This window comes from Niabella sp. CPT15-335-S11, from assembly GCF_058792415.1.
The window spans coordinates 1,532,111-1,558,427 of the sequence record NZ_JBYTEI010000001.1 but is presented as its reverse complement, the minus strand read 5'-3'; the positions used below and the strand labels follow the sequence as shown (position 1 = coordinate 1,558,427).

At 46.9% G+C, this 26,317-nt stretch carries 24 protein-coding genes, 1 tRNA gene and 2 rRNA genes; 13 read left to right on the top strand and 14 right to left on the bottom strand.

Translation table 11 applies throughout. The features are described 5' to 3' along the window. Positions 1–10: 10 nt before the first annotated feature. Positions 11–460: a division/cell wall cluster transcriptional repressor MraZ gene (gene mraZ, locus AC3WS5_RS06295; protein ID WP_492466402.1), complete on the bottom strand. Its 450-nt coding sequence runs from the start codon at positions 458–460 to the stop codon at positions 11–13. Positions 461–720: 260 nt separating this feature from the next. Here mraZ and AC3WS5_RS06290 point away from each other — a divergent pair, with 260 nt between their 5' ends. Then, positions 721–1,986 (top strand): S-adenosylmethionine:tRNA ribosyltransferase-isomerase, encoded by a 1,266-nt coding sequence (locus tag AC3WS5_RS06290; RefSeq protein ID WP_492466401.1) that lies wholly within the window; start codon positions 721–723, stop codon positions 1,984–1,986. A 40-nt stretch (positions 1,987–2,026) separates the two neighbouring features. On the opposite strand, the gene AC3WS5_RS06285 is transcribed toward AC3WS5_RS06290, so the two are convergent. Then, positions 2,027–3,394: a sensor histidine kinase gene (locus AC3WS5_RS06285; RefSeq protein ID WP_492466400.1), complete on the bottom strand. Its 1,368-nt coding sequence runs from the start codon at positions 3,392–3,394 to the stop codon at positions 2,027–2,029. A gap of 138 nt (positions 3,395–3,532) precedes the next feature. On the opposite strand from AC3WS5_RS06285, the gene AC3WS5_RS06280 reads away from it, so the two are divergent. Together AC3WS5_RS06280 and AC3WS5_RS06275 are read left to right on the top strand one after the other, a co-directional pair. After that, positions 3,533–4,084 carry a YqgE/AlgH family protein gene (locus tag AC3WS5_RS06280; protein WP_492466399.1) on the top strand — a complete coding sequence of 184 codons (552 nt, stop codon included), beginning with the start codon at positions 3,533–3,535 and terminating at the stop codon, positions 4,082–4,084. Positions 4,085–4,223: 139 nt separating this feature from the next. Then, a complete protein-coding gene (locus AC3WS5_RS06275; RefSeq protein ID WP_492466398.1) occupies positions 4,224–4,967 on the top strand; it encodes a DUF4197 domain-containing protein in 744 nt (247 codons plus the stop codon). A gap of 80 nt (positions 4,968–5,047) precedes the next feature. On the opposite strand, the gene atpC is transcribed toward AC3WS5_RS06275, so the two are convergent. Together atpC and atpD are read right to left on the bottom strand one after the other, a co-directional pair. Beyond that, on the bottom strand, positions 5,048–5,314 hold the full coding sequence (gene atpC / locus AC3WS5_RS06270) for an ATP synthase F1 subunit epsilon (protein ID WP_492466397.1): 267 nt from the start codon (positions 5,312–5,314) through the stop codon (positions 5,048–5,050). A 51-nt stretch (positions 5,315–5,365) separates the two neighbouring features. Next, positions 5,366–6,865 (bottom strand): F0F1 ATP synthase subunit beta, encoded by a 1,500-nt coding sequence (atpD, locus tag AC3WS5_RS06265; protein WP_492466396.1) that lies wholly within the window; start codon positions 6,863–6,865, stop codon positions 5,366–5,368. A gap of 191 nt (positions 6,866–7,056) precedes the next feature. Between atpD and AC3WS5_RS06260 the strand changes: the two genes are divergently transcribed. Together AC3WS5_RS06260 and AC3WS5_RS06255 are read left to right on the top strand one after the other, a co-directional pair. Next, on the top strand, positions 7,057–8,856 hold the full coding sequence (locus tag AC3WS5_RS06260; RefSeq protein WP_492466395.1) for a L,D-transpeptidase family protein: 1,800 nt from the start codon (positions 7,057–7,059) through the stop codon (positions 8,854–8,856). 38 nt (positions 8,857–8,894) lie between these two features. After that, complete coding sequence (locus AC3WS5_RS06255) at positions 8,895–10,094, top strand: hypothetical protein (protein ID WP_492466394.1); 1,200 nt, start codon at positions 8,895–8,897, stop codon at positions 10,092–10,094. 89 nt (positions 10,095–10,183) lie between these two features. Here AC3WS5_RS06255 and AC3WS5_RS06250 read toward each other — a convergent pair whose 3' ends face one another. Next, positions 10,184–10,717, bottom strand: a complete 534-nt coding sequence (locus AC3WS5_RS06250) for a DUF2911 domain-containing protein (protein WP_492466393.1) — start codon at positions 10,715–10,717, stop codon at positions 10,184–10,186. 368 nt (positions 10,718–11,085) lie between these two features. Here AC3WS5_RS06250 and AC3WS5_RS06245 point away from each other — a divergent pair, with 368 nt between their 5' ends. The 6 genes from AC3WS5_RS06245 (at position 11,086) to AC3WS5_RS06220 (ending at position 15,302) form a co-directional block, all read left to right on the top strand. Beyond that, complete coding sequence (locus tag AC3WS5_RS06245) at positions 11,086–11,724, top strand: Crp/Fnr family transcriptional regulator (RefSeq protein ID WP_492466392.1); 639 nt, start codon at positions 11,086–11,088, stop codon at positions 11,722–11,724. Between the two features lie 299 nt (positions 11,725–12,023). Next, positions 12,024–12,962: a hypothetical protein gene (locus AC3WS5_RS06240; protein WP_492466391.1), complete on the top strand. Its 939-nt coding sequence runs from the start codon at positions 12,024–12,026 to the stop codon at positions 12,960–12,962. A 52-nt stretch (positions 12,963–13,014) separates the two neighbouring features. Next, on the top strand, positions 13,015–13,392 hold the full coding sequence (locus AC3WS5_RS06235) for a hypothetical protein (RefSeq protein WP_492466390.1): 378 nt from the start codon (positions 13,015–13,017) through the stop codon (positions 13,390–13,392). A 16-nt stretch (positions 13,393–13,408) separates the two neighbouring features. Next, complete coding sequence (locus AC3WS5_RS06230) at positions 13,409–13,831, top strand: OB-fold protein (protein ID WP_492466389.1); 423 nt, start codon at positions 13,409–13,411, stop codon at positions 13,829–13,831. Between the two features lie 10 nt (positions 13,832–13,841). Beyond that, positions 13,842–14,396, top strand: a complete 555-nt coding sequence (locus tag AC3WS5_RS06225) for a YceI family protein (RefSeq protein WP_492466388.1) — start codon at positions 13,842–13,844, stop codon at positions 14,394–14,396. A gap of 6 nt (positions 14,397–14,402) precedes the next feature. Further along, positions 14,403–15,302 (top strand): DUF5777 family beta-barrel protein, encoded by a 900-nt coding sequence (locus tag AC3WS5_RS06220; protein WP_492466387.1) that lies wholly within the window; start codon positions 14,403–14,405, stop codon positions 15,300–15,302. A gap of 21 nt (positions 15,303–15,323) precedes the next feature. Here AC3WS5_RS06220 and AC3WS5_RS06215 read toward each other — a convergent pair whose 3' ends face one another. Then, positions 15,324–16,403 (bottom strand): Ldh family oxidoreductase, encoded by a 1,080-nt coding sequence (locus tag AC3WS5_RS06215; RefSeq protein ID WP_492466386.1) that lies wholly within the window; start codon positions 16,401–16,403, stop codon positions 15,324–15,326. A 171-nt stretch (positions 16,404–16,574) separates the two neighbouring features. Continuing rightward, a complete protein-coding gene (locus AC3WS5_RS06210; protein ID WP_492466385.1) occupies positions 16,575–17,009 on the bottom strand; it encodes a single-stranded DNA-binding protein in 435 nt (144 codons plus the stop codon). 241 nt (positions 17,010–17,250) lie between these two features. Here AC3WS5_RS06210 and mnmA point away from each other — a divergent pair, with 241 nt between their 5' ends. Next, complete coding sequence (gene mnmA / locus AC3WS5_RS06205) at positions 17,251–18,351, top strand: tRNA 2-thiouridine(34) synthase MnmA (protein WP_492466384.1); 1,101 nt, start codon at positions 17,251–17,253, stop codon at positions 18,349–18,351. Between the two features lie 88 nt (positions 18,352–18,439). On the opposite strand, the gene AC3WS5_RS06200 is transcribed toward mnmA, so the two are convergent. Both AC3WS5_RS06200 and AC3WS5_RS06195 read right to left on the bottom strand, forming a co-directional pair. After that, positions 18,440–19,600 (bottom strand): RsmB/NOP family class I SAM-dependent RNA methyltransferase, encoded by a 1,161-nt coding sequence (locus tag AC3WS5_RS06200; RefSeq protein ID WP_492466383.1) that lies wholly within the window; start codon positions 19,598–19,600, stop codon positions 18,440–18,442. 1 nt (position 19,601) lies between these two features. Then, positions 19,602–20,045 (bottom strand): universal stress protein, encoded by a 444-nt coding sequence (locus AC3WS5_RS06195; protein WP_492466382.1) that lies wholly within the window; start codon positions 20,043–20,045, stop codon positions 19,602–19,604. A gap of 24 nt (positions 20,046–20,069) precedes the next feature. Here AC3WS5_RS06195 and AC3WS5_RS06190 point away from each other — a divergent pair, with 24 nt between their 5' ends. After that, positions 20,070–20,366 (top strand): hypothetical protein, encoded by a 297-nt coding sequence (locus tag AC3WS5_RS06190; protein WP_492466381.1) that lies wholly within the window; start codon positions 20,070–20,072, stop codon positions 20,364–20,366. On the opposite strand, the gene AC3WS5_RS06185 is transcribed toward AC3WS5_RS06190, so the two are convergent. The 5 genes from AC3WS5_RS06185 to AC3WS5_RS06165 all read right to left on the bottom strand — a co-directional run bounded on the left by AC3WS5_RS06185 (position 20,336) and on the right by AC3WS5_RS06165 (position 26,310). Next, positions 20,336–21,682 (bottom strand): Gfo/Idh/MocA family protein, encoded by a 1,347-nt coding sequence (locus AC3WS5_RS06185; RefSeq protein WP_492466380.1) that lies wholly within the window; start codon positions 21,680–21,682, stop codon positions 20,336–20,338. The two genes, AC3WS5_RS06190 and AC3WS5_RS06185, sit on opposite strands and share 31 nt — an antisense overlap. Before the next feature lie 21 nt (positions 21,683–21,703). Further along, positions 21,704–22,402 (bottom strand): 3-keto-disaccharide hydrolase, encoded by a 699-nt coding sequence (locus AC3WS5_RS06180; RefSeq protein WP_492466379.1) that lies wholly within the window; start codon positions 22,400–22,402, stop codon positions 21,704–21,706. Between the two features lie 564 nt (positions 22,403–22,966). After that, a 5S ribosomal RNA gene (gene rrf / locus AC3WS5_RS06175) occupies positions 22,967–23,078 on the bottom strand. A gap of 73 nt (positions 23,079–23,151) precedes the next feature. Then, a 23S ribosomal RNA gene (locus AC3WS5_RS06170) occupies positions 23,152–25,973 on the bottom strand. Between the two features lie 263 nt (positions 25,974–26,236). Beyond that, a tRNA-Ala gene (locus AC3WS5_RS06165) sits at positions 26,237–26,310 on the bottom strand. Positions 26,311–26,317: the final 7 nt, after the last annotated feature.

The window sequence follows — 26,317 nt, the reverse complement described above, 5'->3', positions numbered from 1 at the left end:
CCGGCTGTTATCAAAAACCTCCCATCACCTGGTTGGCCAAATCGCTGAAGGAATCCGCTGTGATTGAATCAAAGAACTTTCTGTAATTGCTTTTATCCCATATTTCCATCTTGTCGTTATTACCCATCATAACAACATCTTTCTGGAGCGAGGCGTACTCCCGCAGGTTCTGCGGGATCAGGATGCGACCCGCTACATCAGGCTCCACGAATGTGGCACCGTTCAGAAAATAGCGTTTAAACTCCCGTACCTTTGGGTTAAAATCATTCAGGGCGTTTATCTTCTCGGCCAATGGAGTCCAGGAGCTTAGCGGATAAAGGCTCAAACATTTTTCAAATCCCCGGTTTATGACAAAACGGACAGTATCACCATCAGACAGTTGCTTTTTGAAGCCTGCCGGCAACAGAAAGCGACCTTTTGCGTCTATGGTTACCTCGAATTCGCCCAGAAGACCTGTCATATCCGGTTCATTAATTAATTATTACAATTGTTACCACAAAATAACACTTTTTCCCACTTAAATACCAAATTTACCCCTCTTTGTTTTATCCACAGCCGGAAAACTGGCTGAAACTCAGTCTGGGTAAGCATTACAGCCAATTCATACCCTGATTTGCACGAATTGACTGTGAATAATATGTGCATTAAGGTGGATAAGCTGTGAGTTACCGGCAAAAAGGGTCAGGAATTGGTTGAACGACGTAAGACAATTTCTTTAAAATGAACGAAAAAATACAGTATAGTGTGCACCCGGGAGCATTGTCCATCGAACCGTTCGATTACCTGCTTCCGGAAGACCGGATAGCCTACCATCCCCTGCCCGAAAGAGATCAGTCAAAATTGCTGATTTATAAGGATGGCCTGATCCGCGACGACGTCTACCGGAACTTGAGCGATCATATCCCCGCAGGCACTTTCATGGTTTTTAATAACACCCGCGTGGTTGAGGCCCGCTTGCTGTTTAAAAAAGACACCGGCGGCGCGATAGAAGTATTCTGCCTGGAGCCCGATTCAGTGTATGCCGGTGTGTCTGATGCGATGAGCCAGGTCCGATCAGTAAGATGGCTTTGCCTGATAGGAGGCGCTTCAAAATGGAAAAACGGCCTGATCCTTTCGCAGACCCTCAGAAACGGAGATAAAACAATTCACCTGGCGGCGAAATACCTGGAAAAAAGAAATGAGGCCTTCCTGATTGAGCTGACCTGGGACGATGACCACCTCAGTTTCGCAGAGCTTCTCCACCTCGCGGGTCACGTGCCACTTCCTCCTTATATTAAACGGAAAGATGAACCTGAAGATGTAGAACGTTATCAAACTATCTACGCCAGGTTCGAAGGATCCGTTGCTGCCCCAACAGCGGGACTCCATTTTACCGAAACCGTATTAACCAAACTAAGGAACAAAGGGGTTTATACCGGCTACATCACGCTGCACGTGGGCGCGGGTACTTTTAAACCCGTAAAAGCAGAGCGAATGGCCGACCATGATATGCACGCAGAATTCATGGAAATGGATCTGCAGTTCATAAGAGCCCTCCGCAAACACATTGACTCGCCCGTAGTAGCAGTAGGCACCACGTCACTCAGGACGCTCGAATCCCTGTACTGGCTGGGATTTAAGCTCCTGGAGAATCCCGCCGCCTTTGAGCAGTCGCTTCCTGGTGTCCTGCAATGGGAGACTTACGACTACGACCAAGGAAAGTGGACGGCCGCTGAAAGCCTGGACCGCATTATGCTTTATATGCAGGAAAAAAAACTAAACCGGCTCATTGCAAAAACGGAAATTATTATTGCACCCGGATACGCGTTTAAAATCGTAAAGGGACTAGTCACAAATTTCCATCAGCCGCGGTCCACGCTGTTGTTACTTGTGGCCGCTCTCGTCGGAGAGCAATGGAAAAAAATCTATAACCACGCGTTAAAAAATGATTTCCGGTTTTTAAGTTATGGAGATGGCAGTCTGTTATGGAATGAATCCGAAGTCTGAGTTTGCAACTTTGCGCTGTCACCCGGGCGTCACCCGCCCGCTACGCATGTTTCCCATTAAGTGGAAAGTCCAGGTAAAAGGTCGTCCCCTTGCCCAGGACACTTTCAAGCCTGATCCGGCCGTGGTGCGATTCGGTTACTGATTTTACATAGCTTAACCCCAGCCCGAAGCCCTTAACGTTATGCAGATTGCCGGTGTGGGCACGGTAAAATTTTTCAAATACCCTTCGCTGGGTTTCTTTGCTCATACCAATGCCATTATCTGAAAACCTCAGGCTCAACTTGTTGTCATGATTCCCGGAAGAAATGACCAGATGAACCGGCGCATTGAATTTTGAGTATTTTACGGCATTATCAACCAGGTTGCTGATCAGGTTGGTAAAATGAACTTCATCACCCAAAATCCTGTCGTCCTCGGCCGCAAGCTCGAATTCGGCGAACCCTTTCTTTTCCCGCAACTGAAGCTGAAAATTGTCTACGACATGATTTATAATCTTGTGTACAGCGATAGGTTTCATCTCAATTTCAGTCTCCTGTTTCTCAAACTGTGAGGCCTTGAGAATAGCCTCGACCTGTTTGTTCATCCGTTGATTTTCCTCTTTGATAATACCGCTGAAATAATTCATCTTGTCCTTATCTGAAGTGACTCGGTCATTTTTGAGCGCATCAACCGCCAGCGAAATGGTGGCGATCGGCGTTTTAAACTCGTGGGTCATGTTGTTGATAAAGTCATTCTTGATATCGCCTAGTTTCTTTTGCCGCAGCATCGTATAAACAGTCAGGTAAAAGGCAGCCACAATAACCGCCGTGAACAGCACACCCAAAACAATACTCCAGCCCAGGGACCGCAACACGACTGACTTCCAGTCCAGCGCAACCAGGAATAGCGCTTCATCAGAACTCATATTTTCCCCCGGCGAACCACTTTGTGAAACAATGGCATATCCGGTCGTCAGGTAATTGGCCGCCGAGTCCATCCGGGCCCGGTCGAAGTTTACCGACTGTTTTTCAATCTGTGGAAAGGGTGACAGGAAACCGACCATTAGGGCATACTCAAAGTCGATGTCGGGCAGACCGGCCCTGTTAAAAGCTTTTCTGATCCGGTCGTGAATTTCTGAGGCAGAGAGCCGGGATCCGATGGTATTGTAATGGTTTATTCCAAACGCACCTCCCCCCCTGTATCCAATGTTTGGCAATAAACCCAGGGGATCTACGTCCGGAATGCTCGTAAACTGCGACTTCAGCTGAGTCAGCTCTGTTCCCACGGTATTCCATACCCCGTCGATCTTCTGCTTTACCTGGTCTTCCCGGAGCGCAATCATGTTCTTGATCCAGGAAACCTGCAGCCAGATGATGCCGACCAGCGAAAGCGTGATCAGTGCGGAAATAAGTGAAAACAGTTTCTTCACATGTTAAAATTCAGGCAAATATAGCAATCCCGTCGGGCAAAACATTTTGTCACCGGTGAGCGGCTTTACATTTAACTTCATTTTGATAAAATACCCGCGCACTAGGAATGCGTTTCAAATTTTGGTATATTTGAAATCATGAATGAACCTGCAAGCGGCACCTTACTTATAGCCAACCCTCATTTGGACGACCCCAATTTCCTGAGGACTGTTGTCTTTCTTTGCCAGCATGACCCGGAAGGTAGTTTTGGATTTGTACTGAACAGGAAGCTGACCGTTACAGTGGATGAACTGGTACCGGAACTAGGTGATTTTAAGCTACCTGTTTACGAAGGCGGTCCGGTAGAATTGAACACCCTGCATTTCCTTCACCAATTTCCCGAACAAATATCGGGCGGGCGGGAAGTCATTGAAGGCGTGTATTGGGGTGGTGATTTTGACGAATTGATCAGTCTGATCAATTCCAGGACCATTGATACAGAAAAGATCAGGTTTTTCCTGGGTTACAGCGGTTGGGGTGAAGGCCAGCTTGACAGCGAGATGGAAGAGAAAACCTGGATCGTAACCTCTGCTCTTAAGAGTTTTTTGTTTGATTATGATGAGGCGGGCCTCTGGAAGGCAGTGTTGAAACATCTCGGCGGGGAATTTGAATTGATTTTAAACGCGCCGATTGACCCCAGACTCAATTGAGGCTGCAACGTTTTGGGGGGTTAACTCGTCTTAGGGTAGCGTTGTTACGTAAAAATGACTGTTCCGTGAATGTGCCGCCGTATTAAAAACTCCGATTGATCATTAATTTCTACCTAAACCTTTACTTTATCCTTAACACATGAACATCAAAAACCTTTTAGCCGTTGGTGTCCTGGCAGCATTGCTCGGCATTACCCTCAGCTTCTCCGGTTGCAGCACCATGAAGGGTTTGCCCGGAATTTTATCAGAATATGAAATGGCGGCCGGTCTCAGAGATGCCCTTACGCAAGGCTTGTTCCGGGGCTTTGACGCCTTTGCCAATCCGCAACAAGGTAACCCCTTAGTGAGATTTGCATTTCCGGGTGAGGCTGCGAAAATTGAATCTACCCTGAGAACACTGGGCCTTACTACGGCTGTAAACCAGGTGACGGCTAAATTTACTAATGCGATGTCACAGGCCGTTCGCGCGGCGCGTCCGGTATTTTTGAATTCGGTAAAACGAATGACCATCCGGGATGCGTCTAAGATCTTGTTATCGAATGACCAGCACGCAGCCACTGAATATTTTAAAATGGCAATGAGTCCGCAATTGATGACTGCATTCAGGCCCATTGTGGACAGCACTGTCCGTGTATCGGGCGCCGCCACGGAATATGAGTCCATCGCGACGGCTTATAATGCGATCCCGTTCCTGGATAAAAAGCTGGACCCCAACCTGAACAATTTCATCGCGGCCAGGGCCATTGATGCCATGTTCCTTTATGTGGCTAATGAAGAAGAAAATATCAGGCAGAAAGTAGAATACCGGAAAACCGATCTGTTGAAAAGAGTTTTTGGCTATGCCGATCTGCAATTGAAGAATAAAGGGGCAGGCGTTTACTGACCACGAATTATCTAAATATCTATTCAACAGAAAAGCCGGCTTAAAAACCGGCTCTTTTTATTTCTTTAGACTGATTATGATCAGGCAGCAACTTCTTTTGCTCCTTCTACCAGTACGGTTACCTTATTGTTCAGCACTTCCACGAATCCAGCCTGGATATCGAAAAAATTTGCAGCGCCCTGCAATTTATCCTGGAGGATTTTCAGCCGTCCCTCCTGCAATGCAGCGATAAGTGGAGCATGTTTTTCCAACACTTCTATGGATCCGGTAACGCCGGGCATCTGCACACCAAATACATTTCCACTAAATATTTTACCCTCGGGAGTCAGCAGATCCAATGCCAGCATAAAAATTTATTTTTTATAACGAATTAAACGCGGGGTTATCGAGCAACATTATCAGGACGCGGCTTGTTCCATCAGTTTTTTCCCTTTCTCTATTGCTTCATCAATTGTTCCCACGAGATTAAATGCAGCCTCAGGGTATTCGTCCACTTCCCCGTCCATGATCATATTAAAACCGCGGATCGTCTCGTCGATCGGTACAAGCACGCCCTTGAGTCCCGTAAAGGCTTCAGCCACATGGAAGGGCTGTGACAGGAATCTCTGTACTTTTCTGGCCCTGAACACGGTTTGCTTATCTTCATCGCTCAACTCATCCATCCCCAGGATTGCGATAATATCCTGTAATTCCTTGTAGCGCTGCAAAATCCGTTTTACTTTGTTGGCGCACTCGTAGTGGGCATCACCAACTACCTGTGGCATCAGGATTCTTGACGTAGAGTCCAGCGGATCCACAGCCGGGTAAATGCCAAGGTCGGCAATTTTACGACTCAATACGGTAGTCGCATCCAGGTGAGCAAATGTGGTTGCCGGTGCCGGATCCGTGAGATCATCTGCCGGAACATATACCGCCTGGACCGAAGTAATTGACCCGTTTTTGGTGGAGGTGATCCGTTCCTGCATCAGTCCCATTTCGGTAGCCAGCGTTGGCTGGTAACCCACTGCTGAGGGCATACGACCCAGCAGGGCGGAGACTTCGGAGCCGGCCTGGGTAAACCTGAATATATTATCCACAAAAAACAGAATATCTTTTCCCTGACCCTGGCCATCGCCATCGCGGAAGTACTCAGCAACGGTAAGTCCGCTCAGCGCAACCCTGGCGCGGGCTCCCGGTGGCTCATTCATCTGACCAAATACAAAGGTTGCTTTTGATTCTGCAAGTTCTTCAGGATTCACTTTACTCAAATCCCATCCTCCTTCTTCCATGCTTTTTTTGAATGCTGACCCATATTTCATGATATCAGCTTCGATCATTTCCCGCATGAGGTCGTTTCCTTCACGGGTCCTTTCACCTACTCCCGCAAATACAGAAAGCCCCGAATATGCCTTCGCAATATTATTAATCAGTTCCTGGATTAACACGGTTTTCCCCACCCCGGCGCCACCAAAAAGTCCGATCTTACCACCTTTCGCGTAGGGTTCAATCAGATCAACGACCTTAATTCCGGTGTACAGCACTTCTGTGGCGGTACTTAGGTTCTCAAACGCAGGCGGCATCGCGTGAATCGGTCGGCCGTTCTCCTTGGAAACCGGTGGTAATCCGTCGATCGGATCCCCGGTAACATTAAACAACCGCCCTTTGATCCGTTCACCAGTGGGCATGGAAATCGCTTTTCCGGTATCTTTCACTTCAGTTCCTCTTACGAGACCCTCGGTTCCATCCATAGCGATGGTTCTGACACTGTCCTCGCCCAGGTGCTGCTGCACCTCCAGTACGAGTGTGTCTCCATTTTCCCTTTTCAATTCCAGGGCGTTATAAATCTCGGGAAGTGTGCCGTCGAACTGCACATCGATCACTGCTCCAATTACTTGCTTGATTTTTCCAACGTTTGCCATAATATAGTATGCAATATGCTTTTACAGAGGTGGCAAAATTAAGATATCCGGAGATAATAACCGGCTAAATTCAAATATTTATTACACATCTCCCGGGGTATTCGGTTGAGCTGATTTTTATGGCATAATTTTGTATGATATTCGTAAAAAACATTATTACCACAATTTTTACAGACAGATACCAAATTAACATGGACAGGAACAAAGTAATGCTAACCCTCTGTATCTTTTTGTTGTCCGGTGCCCTCTCCTGTGGATTGCTGGACCGGAAAAACGAGGAAAACAATAAAGTGATCAGAGTTGAGAAACCTGTGACCAGGGTGGATGTTACCATCGACACTGCGAATGCCTTCAACCGGATGTTCCTTGACAGCTCGGCCGTCAACAGATTCCTTAGCTTAGCAAACCTTGGTGATACGATGACGAACCGGATCAGGAGTTTTTATAACAGCCGGAATTTCCAGTTTGCCTGGTTTTCACCCGAGGGGATTCCCGAATACACGATTTCCTTCTGGAACCTGCTTAAAAATTATCTGAATTATTCCAGGGACTCATCGGTGTACGACAAAAGTCTTGCCCGAAAAATGGAAGACCTTATCCATTCCGACTCCCTGGTTATCCGCAATGATTCAGCGTTCCGGAGACTGGAACTGAAGCTCACGCGAACTTTTTATCTGTATGCTGACCATGCCTATGCGACTGACCCGAATTTTGACATGAAGAGCCTGGAATGGTATATTCCCAGAAAAAAAATGACCCTGGAGTCTATGGTGGACTCAGTGCTTGCGGGAAAGGGGCAATACGCGCCCTCGAACGCCCCCACTAATCCCCAGTTCACGAAACTGCGTGAAACGCTTCAGAAATATAAAGAGATCCGAAACCAGGGCGGCTGGCCTACCGTGCATAGCAAAGTGGAAGTGATGAAAATGGGATACCGGGATCCGGCCGTCAGAGAATTAAAATTGCGTCTGAAAGCAGAAGGATTCATGGAAGGGGAAGACAGCAGTTTTACCAACACTTACAATGCGGAGCTTGCAAGTGCAGTCAACGCACTGAAAGCCAGCTATGGATACAAACAGGACGGGACTGCGGGTAAAACTTTCCTGCGGGAGGTAAACATACCAGTGGATGAGCGGATCCAGCAAATATTGATCAATATGGAAAGAATGCGTTGGATCCCGACCGAGACCCGTGACACCGGCAGGGCGATATTGGTCAATATCCCTGAGTATAAACTGCACGTGTACGAAGGAGGGAGACCCGCCTGGGATATGGATGTGGTGGTAGGCAAGGAAGGAAACAAAACGACCGTTTTTACAGGTCGCTTAAGTACCATTGTCTTCAGCCCTTACTGGAACGTCCCTTCAAGCATCGCAAAAAAAGAGATCCTGCCGAAAGGCTGGGCCTATATGGTCCGAAACCATTACGAGTTTTTTGACAATGGTCGCGTTCGCCAGAAACCTGGCCCCTGGAACGCGCTGGGCCTGGTAAAATTTATTTTCCCCAACAGTTACGATATTTATTTTCATGACTCACCGGTAAAAAGCCTTTTCAATCGCGACAAAAGAAGTTTTAGTCACGGATGTATCCGCCTGAAGGAACCCGCGAAGCTGGCGGGGTATTTATTGCAGGACACTGTGAGGTGGAGTTCGGAAAAGATTGACTCAATGATGCACAGCGGTGAGCAAAAATATATTCGTATTAGAAAATCGTTACCGGTGCTCATCACTTATTTTACTGCATGGGTAAATGATTCCTCGGTGCTGAATTTCAGGGAGGATATTTACGGACACGACGGGGTAATGGCGACTAAAATGTTCCTGAATGCCCTGAAAACCACCAGGGTCAGACCTCCGCAGGTTGCTCCCAAACCCAAAAAGGACACTACCCGTCTGTTGAAAAATATTGAAACACAGCGGAAAGATCATCGGCCACCTAAATCACCCGTCAAGATCGCTGGTTTACCTGTGAAAAAGGACAGGCGTTTCTAAATTGCTGAAATTGATCGCACAATAATTATTTTCGCTTCATGGAAGTTATTGAAGTTACCAATGCTGCACTGGCCAGGGAATTCATTTTAGTGAATGTTCATATCAACGCGGGTGACCCAAACTATATCCGGCCGCTTGATAAAGATATCAACGACGTTTTTGACCCTTCACACAACAAATCCTTTCGTTTCGGCAAGGCGGTACGCTGGCTGCTGAAGGACGGGAAGGGACAGTATATTGGACGAGTAGCTGCCTTCGTCAACAAAAAATATAAAACTAAAGGTGATGAAGGTCCGGTTGGCGGTGTTGGTTTTTTCGACTGTATCGATGATCAGGACGCAGCCAATTTACTGTTTGATACCGCAAAAGAATGGTTGCGCGGAAATGGAATGACCGCCATGGACGGACCGATAAATTTTGGGGAACGCGACCGGTGGTGGGGCCTCCTGGTGGAGGGTTTTGAACCCCCGCTTTATTCCATGAACTATAATCAACCCTATTACCGCGAACTTTTTGAAAATTATGGATTCAAGCCTTTTTTCAACCAAATCTGTTTCGCGTTAAGAGTCGCGGACAGGCTTCAGGAGAAATTTTATCATCGCCACGCTGCTTTCGCTAACAACCCAGAATATTCAGCAAGTCCCATTACGAAAAAAAATCTCTCGAAGTTTGCCCGGGATTTCACCAGCGTTTATAACAAGGCCTGGGCTGGTCATGGCGGTCTGAAGCAAATGGAAGAGCGGGTAGCGATTAAAATGTTTCAGTCCATGAAGGCGATAATGGATGACAGGATCAGTTGGATCGTATATCATAAAAACGAACCGGTAAGCGTTTGGCTGAATCTCCCGGATATTAATCAATGGTTTAAGCATCTTAACGGGCGTTTTGGTTTACTGGACAAGCTCAAATTTCTCTGGTATAAAAAAACCAAACCCTGTACAAAGTTCATCGGACTTGTATTTGGCGTGGCTCCGGCATACCAGGGTAAGGGTATTGACGCCTATATGATTGTTGAAGGAGCCCGTATTATCCAGGGCCTGAAAATAGAGGACGGTAATTATATTTTATCGGGTAAAAAGATTTACCAGGATTATGAAATGCAGTGGATCGGCGAATTCAATCCGAAGATGATCAATGTAGCTGAATCTCTGGGCACACACCGCAGCAGGAAACTTACCACCTACAGGTACCTGTTCGACCGGACAAGAGAATTCCATATGCATCCGATCCTGAACTGATTATAGTCGTCCGCCTGTTGGCTTACTTGCAAAACACTTACGCGCAATCAGTAACCAGACCCGATCTAACTAAAACTGTTTTTGCCCCGTTACTTGGCAGTGAATGAAGCAATATAGGGCCCCCACGCGAGGGATACTTTACCCGCTTTGGAAATGGCATAACTGAGGTGTTCGGCCGAAGTTGGTGCCTTCTCTTCTTTTACTTTTACCTTGAGTGCATCCTGACCCTTGTTTTTCTCGTACTGAAATGCACCCCAGGTCTGCCAGACTTTATTAAAAATGAATGTCCAGTCACTACCTTCTTTCAGAACAAACAAGGCGTATTTGCCTGCGGGCAGGCTCTTACCGTCAATCTTCAGTTCTTTATCTGTTTCAAACACAGTGGCTTCGTTAGCTCCTGCACGCCAGATCTTCCCGTCATTGGGCTCCACGTCCTTTCCAATTGTCCGTCCCTTCAGGGAAGGGCTGCTGTATGAAATAGTGACCGTAGGCCCGGTCTCTAGTTTTTGGGTAACCGTTTCGGGGGGGCTGGGCCGTTTCGATTTGTCTCCACCCTGCCCGAACGCAGGTGCAATAGTTATCGCCAACGCTCCGATCAGGATTGCCGGGTAAATAGGATTCATAAATTATGATTTTTTAATATTTAATCGTGTCAGCACAATATCGATACATATACCGGTCCAATTTTTGTTTATCAAAAATCGAGCCTTAGTTGCCAACTCCGACCCATCCGGGTTAAGTACCGTTTCTTAAGTTGAAGTTAAGCAACATTTTTAATACCCAAAATAACAAAAGGGGGCATTATTCGGATAAGGGGTAAACTCCCCATTTTTCCGCGTTTGTTCTGAGCGCCTCTGGGTGTGCCGTTTGATCATTAATGTCTCCGCAAAACTTACAAGCCAAGCACCAGCGAACTTATAATTATTGATTAATTTTAGGAGTGGAAACGTGAGTGGCTGGCAAAAAGAAGTCTTTCTAAAAATAATTCGAAATGAGCGATCTTATATCTTTAGTGGAAACTCAGTTGCAGTTCCTGGGTAAAGATCTGGTTCAGGAAATCATTGATCATTGCCAGATCAGAGAGATCCCTGCAAAAACAGAAATACTGAGACATGGTCAATATGTAAAAATGGTGCCCATTGTAGTAAAAGGGATTGTAAAAGTTTACACAAAAAGAGATGACAAAGAAGTCCTGTTATATTATGTACAACCGGGTGAGAGCTGTGTGATGTCTTTCACAGCGTGTATAAACAGTGACAAAAGTAAAGTGTTTGCTTCAACGCTTGAAGATACCGTTTCTCTGACTATTTCCGCTGATCAACTTAAACTGTGGCTTCAAAAATATCCAAAACTAAACCAGCTTTTCTATCAACAGTTTGACCTTCGCTATTCAGAACTGGTTGAAACAGTGCGGCACCTTTTATACGATAAGCTTGATAAACGGGTGGTGGACTATCTAACCAAAAAAGTAGAAATTACGGGTAAAAACCCCGTGAAGATCTCCCATAAAGAAATTGCAAACGAAATCGGCACTGCCCGCGAGGTTGTCAGCCGCGTACTTAAAAAACTTGAGAAACTTGACCGGGTAAAGCAACACCATGACAGCATTGAACTATTTCCTGAGAAGTGACTTTGGTCACTGGTAAACCCCTGTTTAGAATCGTAAATTAGCTGTTGAAATGCGCCGCAACATTTTTGCGGGTTAATAAAAAGTTGCTGGCAAAGTAAAAAGAAAGTAGTGGTTTTCTTAGTCACCCATGCGCCCGGGTACCCGCCCGCTCAGTCTCAAAACCCGAAGTAGTTTACACACAGGAAGTGATTGAATAAGCATGCTAAGAGATATTTAACAAGAAGTAATTTGTTGTTGCTCATTTCGATGTTCAAACATTGATTTTTACAATCCGTTAACAAAAAAAAATTCACCATGTCATGAAAAAGTACAACTCACCTGGGCTTCTGCCTGTTGGCAGTATTGGGTTCAGCGTGTGGGAATTTACGGTCCTTATTCTTCTGCTAACATTTCCGATTTTCTATTCCTGTACGAAATCCAACGCGTATTCTCCCGGAATGACCCAGCTTGTGAAGCTTCAGACAAGTGCCACCCTGGGAACTTACCTGGTTGATAAAGACGGTCGAACACTTTATTATTTTGCCAAGGACTCAGTCACCGTAAACACATGTACGGGAAACTGTGCTAAAGTCTGGCCGCCTTTTTATGCTGAAGACCTTAGCCAAACGAACCTCGGCGCCGGACTGACCCTGTCAGATTTTTCCAAATTGAACACGTCAACCGGTGGAGAACAATTGGCCTACAAGGGCCGCCCGCTTTACTATTATGCCCCACTCTATGGCGGCAATTATGTACCCGAACCGCCAGGCTCCACACAGGGTGAAGGGGTTAACGGCATCTGGTTTGTTGCAAAACCCGATTATACGATCATGCTGACCCAGGCTCAGCTTGTAGGTGCAAATGGGAAGAACTATATTTTTACCAGCGGTACACCAACTCCGGTTTATGCTGAAGGTATGGGCAAATCGACCTATTTCACTGATGGAATGGGCGTCTCGCTGTATATTTTCAAACCCGACAAATTCAATACAAACACGTACACGGATGCGGCTTTTACAAAAAATCCGATCTGGCCGATTTATGAAATGGACAAAATTGTAGTTCCCTCCATTCTGGACAAAAGCCAGTTTGGTGTCATTACTGTTTTTGGCCGTAAACAATTGACCTATAAAGGCTGGCCCCTTTATTATTTTGGACAAGATCAAATGAAGATGGGAGCCACCAAAGGAGTCTCAGTTCCACAGCCGGGGATATGGCCGGTGGCTGTAAAAGATTTGTTGACTGCTCCCCATCCATAACAATCCCCAAAATTGGTCCATCAACATTACAATTTCAAAAAAACCTTACGTTATGACTAAAAACAAATTGTCGTTTTCCATTATATTAATGAGTCTGACATTGATATTTTTCATAACTTCCTGTTCGTCAAAGAAAGATTATGTAAATACGCCACCACCACCCGGCGGTACTGAGTGTGCTTCCGTGAATGCGAAATTTACGGCAGATGTTTACCCGCTGATGCAGACCAAATGCGCCATTTCCGGTTGTCACAATTCTACCAGTATGGCGGGAGGATTTGCCTGGACTAGTTACGCAGCAATTTCACCGCAAGCCGCCGCCATCAATTCGGCAGTACAGGCTGGCAGAATGCCCAAGACCGGTTCTCTCACCGCTACAGAAAAGCTGATTATAAAATGCTGGGTTGGTTCGGGCGCTCCAAATAATTGATTTCAACAGCTTCAGCTTGGCAAACTGGAAGAAAATACTCATTGGCTTATTGATTCTCGGCTTAGCCGGGGCGGGCGTTGCTTTCTATTTATTCAACAAAAAAGTGGCAGATGTGAAGTCGGAAACCCCCGATGTAGAACTGACTGCTGCTGCACTGGTAGAGGCCTTTAATAAAAATGAAGAATTGGCAAACCGGAAATATGTGGGTAAGATAATCCTGGTGAGCGGTTCAATCGGGGAACTCAGAACAGACGATTCAGGGAATCCTACCGTCGTTCTATCCGCAGGCGATCCCCTGTCGATGGTTACCTGCAGCTTCTATCAGGACCAGGCAGATTCTGTAAAAACGCTTCAGCCAGGCAGCCAAATTAAAATCAAGGGAGTGTGCACCGGCAAGCTTATCGATGTTGTGCTGAACAAATGCAGCATTGGAAATTAAACCTTATTGAATGAAACAACTCGTTACGATTAGTTTACTTGTCCTGCTATTTTGCGGGCAGGCTGTTTCACAAAACCGATTTTTTACGAGAACGGGTGTTATTTCATTTGTAGCCTCCACCGCTTTGGAAACCATCGACCCGGTGAACCGATCTGTTTCCAGTGTAGTGGATATAGGTACAGGCCAAATAGAATTTGCAGTGCTGATCCGAGGTTTTGAATTCAGAAAGGCATTGATGCAGGAGCATTTCAATGAAAATTTCATGGAAAGTGCCAAGTTCCCCAAAGCGACCTTCAAAGGAAAAATTCAGAATCTGGCAGCTATTAATTTTAAAAAAGATGGCAGCTACCCGGCAACTGCTAGCGGTGTACTGGAAATTCATGGTGTGCAGAAAAATATCGTTGTCCCGGGTACTATAACTGTTTCAGGCCAGACCCTGAAAATTACCTCCCGTTTCAGTGTCTCGGTAAGTGACTACAACATCAGGATCCCGGGAATAGTACGGGATAAGATCGCAAAGACCGCAGAAATTTCCGTGAACTGTACGTATAACCCATTAAAGTAATCATTCATGAAATTCCTCCTTTTGCCACTACTGTTGGTGATCGCAGAATTATCGACAGCTCAGGATGACCTGTTGTCTTCCCTTGATTCTACCAGTAAACCCAAAAAAGAATTTGTCACATCCTCCTTTAAATCCAGTCGGGTCATCAACGGTCAGTCGATGGAAATGCTGGGGAAAAATGTACTGGATGTAAGGATCCTTCACAGGTTTGGCCTTCTGAATACCGGCGCCGGAAACTTCTTCGGACTTGATCAGGCCAGCATGCGCCTGGGGTTTGATTACGGCATTTCCAGGAACTTCACCATCGGCGTGGGTAGAAGCACGCTTGGTAAAGAGCTCGATGGTTTTCTTAAAGTCCGGATGATTCAACAAGCTACGGGCGTAAAAGGCGCTTCACCGATTTCGCTTCTGGGCGTTGTGGGATCAACAATTACCACCGCGAAATTCCCGCCCGATGCCCAATACACGTCACTCACCTACCGGATGGGTTATTTTAGTGAACTCATAGTAGGCCGGAAATTCAGCGAGGGCTTCAGCTTTCAGCTCTCTCCAATTTACGTGCACCGGAACAGGGTGCAGTCGCCTACTGATTACAACGACACGTATGCCCTGGGAATCGGATCGAGACTTAAGCTTTCCAAACGGGTGGCATTTGTGGGCGACTACCATTATGTAATCTCAGGTATTGACAGAAATATTTACCGGAATCCGCTTTCTCTTGGTTTTGATATTGAAACCGGAGGACATGTGTTTCAGTTACATTTTTCCAACTCCGCCGGCATGAATGAAAAGGCTTTTATTACCAATACCACCGACAGTTGGGGCAAGGGTGAGATCAGGTTTGGCTTCAACCTCTCCAGGGTATTTACGCTCGGAAAAAAATCAGAGAAAAAGAAATGGGATTAACCGGAAGCATTCCGCGTTAAATCAAAATTCCAGTTCAAATCTTTGCGCCAGATTTTCGAGATCCTCAACCACCTTCTCCACCAGCGGAATGCCATTCTTTAGTCTCTCCGCCTCCATCTCCCTTTCGGGATCGCCAGGTATCAGCACTCGCTCATGCCCCGGCAATGCGCTGGCATTTCTGAAACCGCTGATCCAATCATCCATATCCCGCTTAAATGCATCCGCGGACCGGAACGCATCAATCCGCATAGCACCAAAAAAATGCCCGATCCCCTTTCCCGGCTGTTTTTCGGGCAGAGGTACATATGCCGGAAACGGAGGAACCCAGGGGGCATAATTGGCGCCACTAAGCAATCCGGAAAAAATATCGGCAATCGCGCCCAGGGCGTAACCTTTGTGACTTCCGTGTTCCCTGTCTCCGCCAAGGGGTAGCAGTGCGCCGCCCTTTTTTAAAATTGATGAATCAGTGGATGCCTTTCCTTCTGCATCCTGCACCCATCCTATCGGTGCGTCCTGGTTCTTCCGTTGCAGGATCTCCAGTTTTCCATTGGCCGCGGTCGTCGTAGCCAGGTCTGCTACAAATGGCGGCTGGCCACCCGCAGGAACAGCTACGCAAATTGGATTAGTACCCAGCATCCGCTGGTTGGAAAAAGTTGGTGCAACCAGGGCACTGGCATTGGTCATCGAAATGCCGATCATATCTTCTTCCAGTGCCAGCATCGCGTGTGCCGCCGCTATGCCATAATGGTTGCTGTTTTGCACGCTTACCCAACCGGTGCCGGCCACCCTGGCTTTGTCTATCGCGATGCGCATGGCATCTGGCGCAACGACCAGGCCCAGACCGCTATCACCATCCACCACTGCGGTGGACATGGTCTCATGAATAACCCGGATGGATGGTTTTGCGTTCACCCGTTTTACATCCCAAAGACGCACATAACCGCCCAGACGGGCAACTCCATGGGAGTCAATTCCCCGGAGATCAGCCGACAGTAATACTTTAGCAGCCGTAGCGGCCTGGTCCGGAGGGCAATCTATTGCCCGGAACACCCGCTTCGCAAAATCGAATAATTGATCGTAGGAAAAAATCTTTTCGTTCATAATCATGAATAACAGGGATGGCCTGGATTGTGATCAGTAAGAGTTTCAAAATTGCTACCCGAAGGTAAAGCCCGGTTGGGGAACACGGCATCCAGTGCCATCTGTCTAACTCCTGAATATTTGTAAAAAAAAGCCCCAAACCATTTGGGCGGGGCAAAAATAAAGCATTCTCTAGAATGGCAGATCGTCGGCTGCGGCAGGCTCGTCGGCCCCATGAGCGGAGTGCGGTGGCTCGGACGCCGTCCCCGAAGCCGGTGCATTATAGCCAGTGGTACCCGGAGCAGCATCGCCCCTGCCACCTAATAACTGCACTTCCCTTACGCGCAGTGACAGCGTAGCACCTGCTGATCCATCGTTGCGGGTGAATGTCCTGACCTCAGGCGTTCCTTCAGCGTAGATTTGCTTTCCACGGGTGAGGTACTGAGAAATACCTGTTCTGTCTGTCCACCACGCACAATCGACCCAGGTGGTCTTTTCCTGATTATTCCCCTGACTGTCCCGGAATCGTTCAGTATGTGCGACCGTGAAATTGATCACGTTCTTTCCGTTAACTGTATTGACAATACAATCCTTTCCTAGATTTCCGATAATTTGCATTTTTAACATAGTGCTCAAGTTTTAAAGTAATAATACTGTAATATTAATATAATAATTGGCAATATAAAAATAATTGCGAAATCCGGGAAATTTAGTTATAAGCAAAAGATTATCAATCCGATACCTGTCTCCACCGCGGGTGGAGAGTCTCAGGTCTACCTAACGCGGGAAGCCCGGTCGCCAAACGTCTGTTAAATAAATTCGTATCTTTGCAGATTAACCTGTTGAACCGTTCTATTATAATTACACAATGAGCAAAAAAGGAAAAGTTTTAGTAGCCATGAGCGGTGGCATCGACAGCACCGTTGTCTCCCTGATGCTGAATGATCAGGGGTATGACGTAGTGGGTATCACGATGAAGACCTGGGATTACGCAGCCAGTGGCGGGAGCAGGAAGGAGACAGGCTGCTGCAATATAGATAGTTTCAACGATGCCCGAATGGCAGCGGTGCAACACGGTTTTCCGCATTATATACTGGATATCCGGGAAGAATTCGGAGATTTTGTGGTCAATGATTTTATAGATGAATACCTGGCCGGCAGGACTCCAAACCCGTGTGTACTCTGCAACACGCATATTAAATGGCGGGCTTTGTTAAAGCGCGCCGATGCGCTGGACTGCGAATTCATCGCTACCGGACATTACGCTAAGATCCGTCAGCAGGAAAACGGCAGGTACGTGATCAGCAAGGCTGACGACCCAACCAAGGATCAGAGTTATGTATTATGGGGTCTGCAACAGGATCTTCTGCAACGAACGATACTGCCCCTGGGTGGTTACCAAAAGTCCCAGGTCAGGCAAATGGCGCTGGATTACGGTTATCCTGAACTGGCAAAAAAGAGCGAAAGCTACGAGATTTGTTTCGTGCCGGACAATGACTACCGGGGCTTTCTGAAGCGCAAGGTAGAAGGCCTCGAAGAAAGGGTAAATGGCGGGAACTTTATTGATAAACAAGGCAATGTACTGGGTCAGCATAAAGGCTATCCTTTCTATACGATAGGTCAGAGAAAAGGACTGGATATAGCACTCGGCAGACCAGTGTTTGTCACAGCAATCAATCCCGGAACCAATACGGTGACGCTGGGTGATGAAGAAGATCTGGAAATGAATGACATGACGGTGGGGAAATTAAACCTGATCAAATATGACACGGTTACCCCGGGGATGGAAGCGATCACCAAGATTCGCTACAGGGATGGCGGGACTTTTTCAAGTTTACACCCAGAAGACGGCCGGATCCGGGTATCATTTTATCAGAATGCCAAAGGTATTGCACCTGGTCAAAGTGCGGTGTTTTATGAAGGAGATGATGTTATAGGCGGGGGAATTATCCAGTCTGGGAGAAAATAATCTCCGTACGGTGACTTTAGTTTTGCGTTTATTCAAAACGGCGCACGCACGAAACTCCACACGTAAAGCACAGATTCGCGCAGATCGTTTAGCTCTTCTTCATCAGTGCGGCAAAAAGGGTGTCCGCCTTTTGATCATAGCCTTCAATCAGAACTTTCTTTTCGACTGTTAATCCGAGCTCCGAAAAATAAGCAAGCTGTTCTTCGTTTTCTTTTCTAAATACAGAACACGTGATGTACAGCAGGTATCCTCCCGGCCTGATGACCCCGATAATATTCTCAATGATTTTTCTCTGCCTGGATGCGTAATCAGCGATCGATGCGGGGTTAAAATAATATAATTGCTCCGGCGTTCTTGACCATGTCCCGCTGCCTGTGCAGGGAACATCTGCGATAACCAGATCAAATGCCTCCTGAACTGGTGGGCGGCAAGCTGTGAGATCAGCAACAAAGGCATCGTAGTATTCTATACCTGCCCGTTTAAATCTTTTACGCAGGTTGTTGAGAATCGCCGGTCTGATATCTGACACGGTGAGTTTCACTTTTTCCAGGATATCGCAGGCCAGGATGGACTTACCACCGCTGGCGGCACAGGCATCAAAGACGGAAATTTCTTTGTCCGACGGGAACCTATTTTTAAGTTCTGCCAATATTTTCCCCGTCTTCTGTGAACTAATATCCTGTACCACGGCCTCTTTATCGAGGGTTAATAGCGTATCGATCTTCTGGCTGTTACCCAACCTGAATGAAGATTGCTCCCGCTCAAACGCTATTCCAGCCTGACTTAAGCGGCTTTCTACCAGGTCTTCGCATTGCGGCCTTGCCCGCAGGAAAAGATCGGGCTGAACGAGAAACGACCGTTCAAAATCTTCAAACCTTATCCCATCGCTCAATTCAGATCGCCAGGGAAAAATATGTTGCGGGCTGCCGGCTTTGTTCAGACCTGCTTCTTCCAACAAAGGGAGCCATCCTGCTTCCAAATCCGGATAGCAATCTCTGAGTCCCCTCAGGATCCGATTGCCCGTTTCTTCGCCCTTGTAAGACTTCCCCAGTCTGAAATAAGCGTAACACAAACGGCTGACCTGTCGGCGGTCGGAGCTTCCAAATTTTTTATGCCCTGCGAAATAAGATTTCAGAAAATAGGAAAATGGCTGTCCGCCCTTGTAACTCTCCAGTATCTCAACAGCGGAATGGAGCCAGGAGTAATGGCGGCTTCTGTGGGTCCCGGGTGTCAGTTTGTTATTCTCCAAGCTATATGCTCCCTGTTTGCAGTGATACCACCATTACGGGGATTTTACTGTGTTTGATGACGTATTCTGCAACGCTGCCCAGCAGCAAATTTAGCAGGCCCGTCCTGCCGTGAGTGCCCATCACTATAAGATCTGCTCCGACATCTTCGGCAACCTTCAGAATTTCTTCTTTTGGCGGACCCATGGGATCCAGGCGTTGTACACTTTGCACGTTTTTAAACCGGCTGGCATAATCGTCCAGGATCACATTTGCTTCTTTCATGGCTTTTTCATGATTGGATTCCAGAGGAAGCGCCAGTTCCGGAATGATTTCCCGGGCAGGATCAGCCACGGAAACCACAACAACCGAACCCCTGACCTGGTCTGCGAGCTCAAATCCTTTCAACGCCGCCTCCATGGCGTGCTGGCTGTTATCAACCGCGATCAGTATTTTTTGAAATGACATCTTACCGCTATTAAAAATTTTTAAATGAGATCTGATGTAAAACTACTAAACAATGTGATGGGCACCAAACCCCGGTCGACCTTCCAGTTACCACACCTGTATTTCAAAATCCAGCAGATGATATGCGGGACCACGTTTCTGTTGATGTACGCAGGACTCCGCCGGTTTCGAATCTATTTTTTACTGTTCAGGGATTACAACAAAACAAAACGGGCGGTAATAGATAAGTTATTACCGTCCGTATATTTATTAATTTACACGATGAAGACGATCGCTTTGGATTCAACCAGTCAGACCACTGGCTCCCATCCTTTCTGGTAAGCGCGCGACCATAATTTCTGCGCTTCAGGGTCATTCAGGATATGTCCATTTGCAGGGTTGAGCTTAAGATCCCGGCCTACTCTCCAGGCAATATTGCTGATGAGCATGGCAGCCGTGCTTTTGTGCCCGTCTTCCACATCGCAATTAGGTAATTTATTGTTCCGAATGGAATCAATGAAATTGGCCACATGAAGATTATCCAGGCTGAGGCTGGGGCTTGCAGTATTTCTGCCTTCCATCTCACCTGCATCAGATTTTGATTTGACTTCCCTGATCAGTTTGCCGTCGTTATCATACACTTTATAGTTATCGCCACCGGTATCAAGGCTTCCCTTTTCACCGTAGAAGATGATTCCCCTGTCGGCACCTTCAACCTTTCTGCCGTTTGAACTGCGGCATTCCCAAGTTAGTGCGACTCTGCCGGGATATTCCAGGGTTACTATTTCAGTATCCGGTGTTTCCCAGTCGTCTTTGTAATGGTAGCGGCCACCAATAGCGGATACTCGTGTTGGGAAATTTACACCAAGTCCCCACCTTGCCACATCCACTTCGTGGGTGCCATTGTTCAGCGCTTCGCCGGTACCCCAATGCCAGAACCAGTGCCAGTTGTAATGTATGAGGCCATCTTTGAACGGCACGCGCGGTGCCGGTCCCTGCCACAGGTCGTAATCCAGCCAGGAGGGCACAGTGCCGGGTTTAAGAAAGTTTGATTTACGGGTGTTGGTGTACCAGGTCTTAGCGAGATAGACCCTGCCAATGACACCATTGTGTAACTCGTGTATCCCCTGTGTTAATACCGGAGCCGAGCGCCGTTGAGCGCCCATTTGCACAACCTTTTTATATTTCCGGGCAGCAGCGATGGCCAGTTCTCCTTCGCGGGGGTTGTGGCTCAGTGGCTTTTCAACATACACGTGTTTCCCCGCTTTGCATCCCATGATGGTAAGTGGTGCATGCCAGTGGTCAGGTGTGGCAATATAGATCGCATCGACATCTTTGTTTTGCATCACTTTCCTGCAATCTTTTTCAATAGCAGGCTCGTCTTTTTGCTGAGACGTACTTAATGTTTTGATTACTTTGCTGAAAACCCTGCTATCGACATCACAAAGCACTGATACTTTTGTGTTAGGTTGATTTGCAAAGGTCTTTGCCATTCCGTTGCCCCTGCCGTTCAGTCCAATGCAAGCAACATTCATCCGGTCGTTTGCACCGATGATATTTCGGTAGCTTTTGGCGCTCATTCCCAGCAAGGAATCGCTCAGACCCAGCCCCACGACGCCGAGGCCAACATTTTTAATAAACTCCCTTCTTTTGTTCATTGTCAAATATTTTTTGATGATTTATAAAGGCAACACTTTGATATTTTTGAATGCAACGAGTCCGCCGTGTTCCTGCAAAAGTAATTTTCCTTTTTCCACGGTTCCGAACGCTGGCACCACTTTGTTAAATTTACTCAGAGCAACGGCATCGGTAAATTCTTTGTTGCCACGGGTAAACTTCAGGATCAGTTTACCATTCAGCCAATGTTCCACCTGATTGTTTTTGGAGACAATTTTGATCGTGTTCCATTGACCCGGAGCATTTACTTTTTTGATTTTCTCATTGGGAGGTAAGATATCGTATAGGGAACCACAAAGATGATTGGCTTTTTGGTTATCCTCGGCCAGCTTATCATCCAGGATCTGGTACTCAAGTCCCAGGTTGCCGCCCTGCTGATACTTTGTGAAGAAGTACTTGATACCGCTGTTGCATCCGGGTTCGATCTTATAATCTACCGTAAAAATAAAGTTCCCATATTCGTGTTCGGTTACGATATCGCCTCCACGCTCGCTCTTGGTGGTCGACAGGCTGCCGTTCTCAACTGCCCAACCCTTTGAAACCGGCTTGCCTCCGGTGGTCGTCCATCCGTCGAAGGTTTTACCATCAAATAATAATATCCAGCCTTTTTTTTGCTCCTGTTTGGTAAGCGTATTGTCGTTTTTTTGGGAGAACCCTGCATGTGCAATAAGCAGAAGCAGTAAGATCAGTTTAGTTTTCATTTCTTTATTTTTATGTTTTTAATGGTCACCTCCCTACGGGAGATTAACCTGCCTTCGGGAGGCAGCCATGTCTGCCTGCAGGTACAGATCGGTACGCCCGCCCGGACGATGCGTCCGATTCGCGCGGGGGCAGGGAATTTACCATAGAAAATTTTACTCGCATTATTTGATATTTATTTTAGCGCCTATGAGCGCTTCGCGGTTCGTTGCGGTTAGAATAAATCTGCTCGAAAATTTTTATGGACATTTTATCGTTTAGTTTTTGAATTAATGAGCGAAAAGTACATTAATTTTTTAAGATCTTGAAGATTCTTCTGCAGAGCGGCGATCGTCTTCTGGCGTCCAACGCGCCCGGGCAAACCTAAATCATTTTGCTGTATGCCTTTGCATTATCTACGAAATCGTTATAGCCCTGTTACTGAGAATAAGTAATTAAAGGTTTTTTTTGCCAGGATTTTAAAAACTAGGTAGCTATACACCATCGTCCGCCAAAGGCGGATCAACTTCTCTGTTCGGCTAAAAACAAAAAACCCCTCAGCATAAAACTGAAGGGTCTTAATAAGAATGAGGCAGCTACCTACTCTCCCGCATTTTGGTGCAGTACCATCGGCCTTAAGGGGCTTAACTTCTCTGTTCGGAATGGGAAGAGGTGAACACCCTTGGTATAACCACCACAAATAGATGATGCGGCTAACCGCATTTAATAACTTAACATATTGGAAAAGTTAGAAAAGTACCTAACTAAAAAAAAATTAAAGCTTACGGGCAATTAGTACTACTCGGCTTTGATGTTACCACCTTTACACCTGTAGCCTATCAACGTCATAGTCTCTGACGGCCCTTAAAAGTAAACTCATCTTGAGGAAGGTTTCACGCTTAGATGCTTTCAGCGTTTATCCTTGCCATACTTAGCTACTCTGCACTGCACCTGGCGGCACAACAGATACACCAGCGGTATGTACGACCCGGTCCTCTCGTACTAAGGTCATGTCCTCTCAATTTACTAACGCCCACCACAGATAGGGACCGAACTGTCTTGCGACGTTCTGAACCCAGTTCACGTGCCACTTTAATCGGCGAACAGCCGAACCCTTGGGACCTTCTCCAGCCCCAGGATGTGACGAACCGACATCGAGGTGCCAAACCTCCCCGTCGATATGAGCTCTTGGGGGAGATCAGCCTGTTATCCCCGGAGTACCTTTTATCCTTTGAGCGACGGCCCTTCCATTCAGAACCGCCGGATCACTTTAGCCGACTTTCGTCCCTGCTCGGCCTGTATGCCTCACAGTCAAGCTCCCTTATACTAATGCGCTCTGCGTACGATTACCAACCGTACTGAGGGAACCTTTGCAAGCCTCCGTTACGCTTTAGGAGGCGACCACCCCAGTCAAACTACCCACCATGCACTGTTTCCCGTCAGGGATTAGATTCTAAATCAAAGAAGGTTGGTATTTCAACGACCGCTCCACCCTACCTGGCGGCAAGGCTTCGTAGCGTCCCAACTATACTACACATCCGTAATTCAAAATCAATGCAAAGTTGTAGTGAAGGTTCACGGGGTCTTTCCGTCCCGTGGCGGGTAACCGGCATCTTCACCGATACTACAATTTCACCGGGCTCGTGGAGGAGACAGCGTTCAACTCATTATACCATTCGTGCAGGTCGGAACTTACCCGACAAGGAATTTCGCTACCTTAGGACCGTTATAGTTACGGCCGCCGTTTACTGGGGCTTCAGTCAGAAGCTTTGAGCCGATAAATCGGCTCGAACATCCTTCCTTAACCTTCCAGCACCGGGCAGGTGTCAGGCTCTATACGTCATCTTTCGATTTTGCAGGGCCCTATGTTTTTGTTAAACAGTTGGTTGAACCATTTTACTGAGACCCCACCGAAGTGGGGTACGCTTTATCCCGAAGTTACAGCGTCAATTTGCCTAGTTCCTTCTCCACGGCTCACCCGAGCGCCTTAGAATACTCATCCCGTCTACCTGTGTCGGTTTGCGGTACCGGCTGCTATGCTCGCTTTTCTTGGAAGAACTTTCACCACTCCGCCTCACCCGAAGGATCCGCTCAGCTAATCCGTCAGCTTAGGTGGCTAGCATTCTTCGTCACTTTTAATGCATAGCAGGCGCAGGAATATTAACCTGCTCTCCATCGTCTACCCCTTTCGGGTTTGACTAAGGACCGGGCTAACCCTGATCCGATTAACGTTGATCAGGAACCCTTAGACTTTCGGCGATAAGGTTTTTCACCTTATTTATCGTTACTTATGCCTACATTTTCTTTTGAAACCGCTCCAGCATGCGTCGCCGCACACCTTCGATGCTGGTTTCAATGCTCCCCTACCGCTTTTCCACCGAAGTGGAAAAACATAGAGCTTCGGTTCATGGTTTGATACCCGATTATTTTCCGCGCAGAGTCTCTCGACCAGTGAGCTGTTACGCACTCTTTAAATGAATTGCTGCTTCCAAGCAAACATCCTGGCTGTTATAGAAACTCCACATCGTTTGACTAACTTAACCATGTATTGGGGACCTTAGCTGCTATTCTGGGTTATTTCCCTCTCGGCCACGGACCTTAGCGCCCGCAGCCTCACTCCCGGAGATATGTACTAGCATTCGGAGTTTGTCAGGGTTTGGTAGGCGGTGAAGCCCCCTAGCCCAATCAGTAGCTCTACCTCTAGTACACTTCATAATCCGAGGCTGTTCCTAAAAACATTTCGGGGAGAACGAGCTATCTCTCAGTTTGATTGGCCTTTCACCCCTATCCACAGGTCATCGCAAGACTTTTCAACGTCAACGCGTTCGGTCCTCCATTCTGTGTTACCAGAACTTCAACCTGCCCATGGATAGATCACAAAGTTTCGCGTCTACCCCCACTGACTATTCGCCCTATTTGGACTCGCTTTCGCTGCGGCTCCGTTATTTAAAACTTAACCTCGCCAGTGAGGAGTAACTCGTAGGCTCATTATGCAAAAGGCACGCCGTCATCCCGCATTGCTGCGAGACTCCGACCGCTTGTAGGCGTATGGTTTCAGGTACTATTTCACTCCCTTATTTAGGGTTCTTTTCACCTTTCCCTTACGGTACTGGTTCACTATCGGTGTCTGAGGAGTATTTAGCCTTACCAGATGGTGCTGGCAGATTCAAGCAGGATTTCTCCGGTCCCGCCCTACTCAGGATACTGCTCGTCCTCATCAATTTCTGTTTACGGGGCTTTCACCCTCTATGGCTTAATTTTCCAAAAAATTCAACTTGATGATGATTTCTAAATGCAGTCCTACAACCCCTATGGAGCACGCTCCATAGGTTTAGGCTCTTCCCTGTTCGCTCGCCACTACTTAGGGAATCATTGTTATTTTCTTTTCCTCCGGGTACTTAGATGTTTCAGTTCTCCGGGTTGGCTTCCTGCCTTACAGCAGGATGTCATGCCTTCAGCATGACGGGTTGTCCCATTCGGAAATCCAGGGATGTAATACTCGTGTGCAGTTCCCCCTGGCTTATCGCAGCTTACCACGTCCTTCTTCGCCTCTCAGACCCAAGGCATCCACCGTACGCCCTTAATTGCTTTAAAAAAATTAGAAACTAGATCTAAAAAATTAGTTTATTGTAGTTTGTTACCCGACCACATTTCTTCAGACCAACCAAAAAATGGTGTGATGTTCAAAAATTGTGATCAGTTATGTTAGGTACTCTCCTAACAATATTTTTCCAATATGTCAAAGAACTTGATCCTAAAATCTGCTCGCGCAAATCCTCAGGATTTTGTTGATAATCTGATTATGAACCAGCAGGCCCTAAGCCATTATCATCATGTAAAGAACTAATTCAAAAATGTGGAGGATATCGGAGTCGAACCGATGACCCTCTGCGTGCAAGGCAGATGCTCTGGCCAACTGAGCTAATCCCCCGTATTTG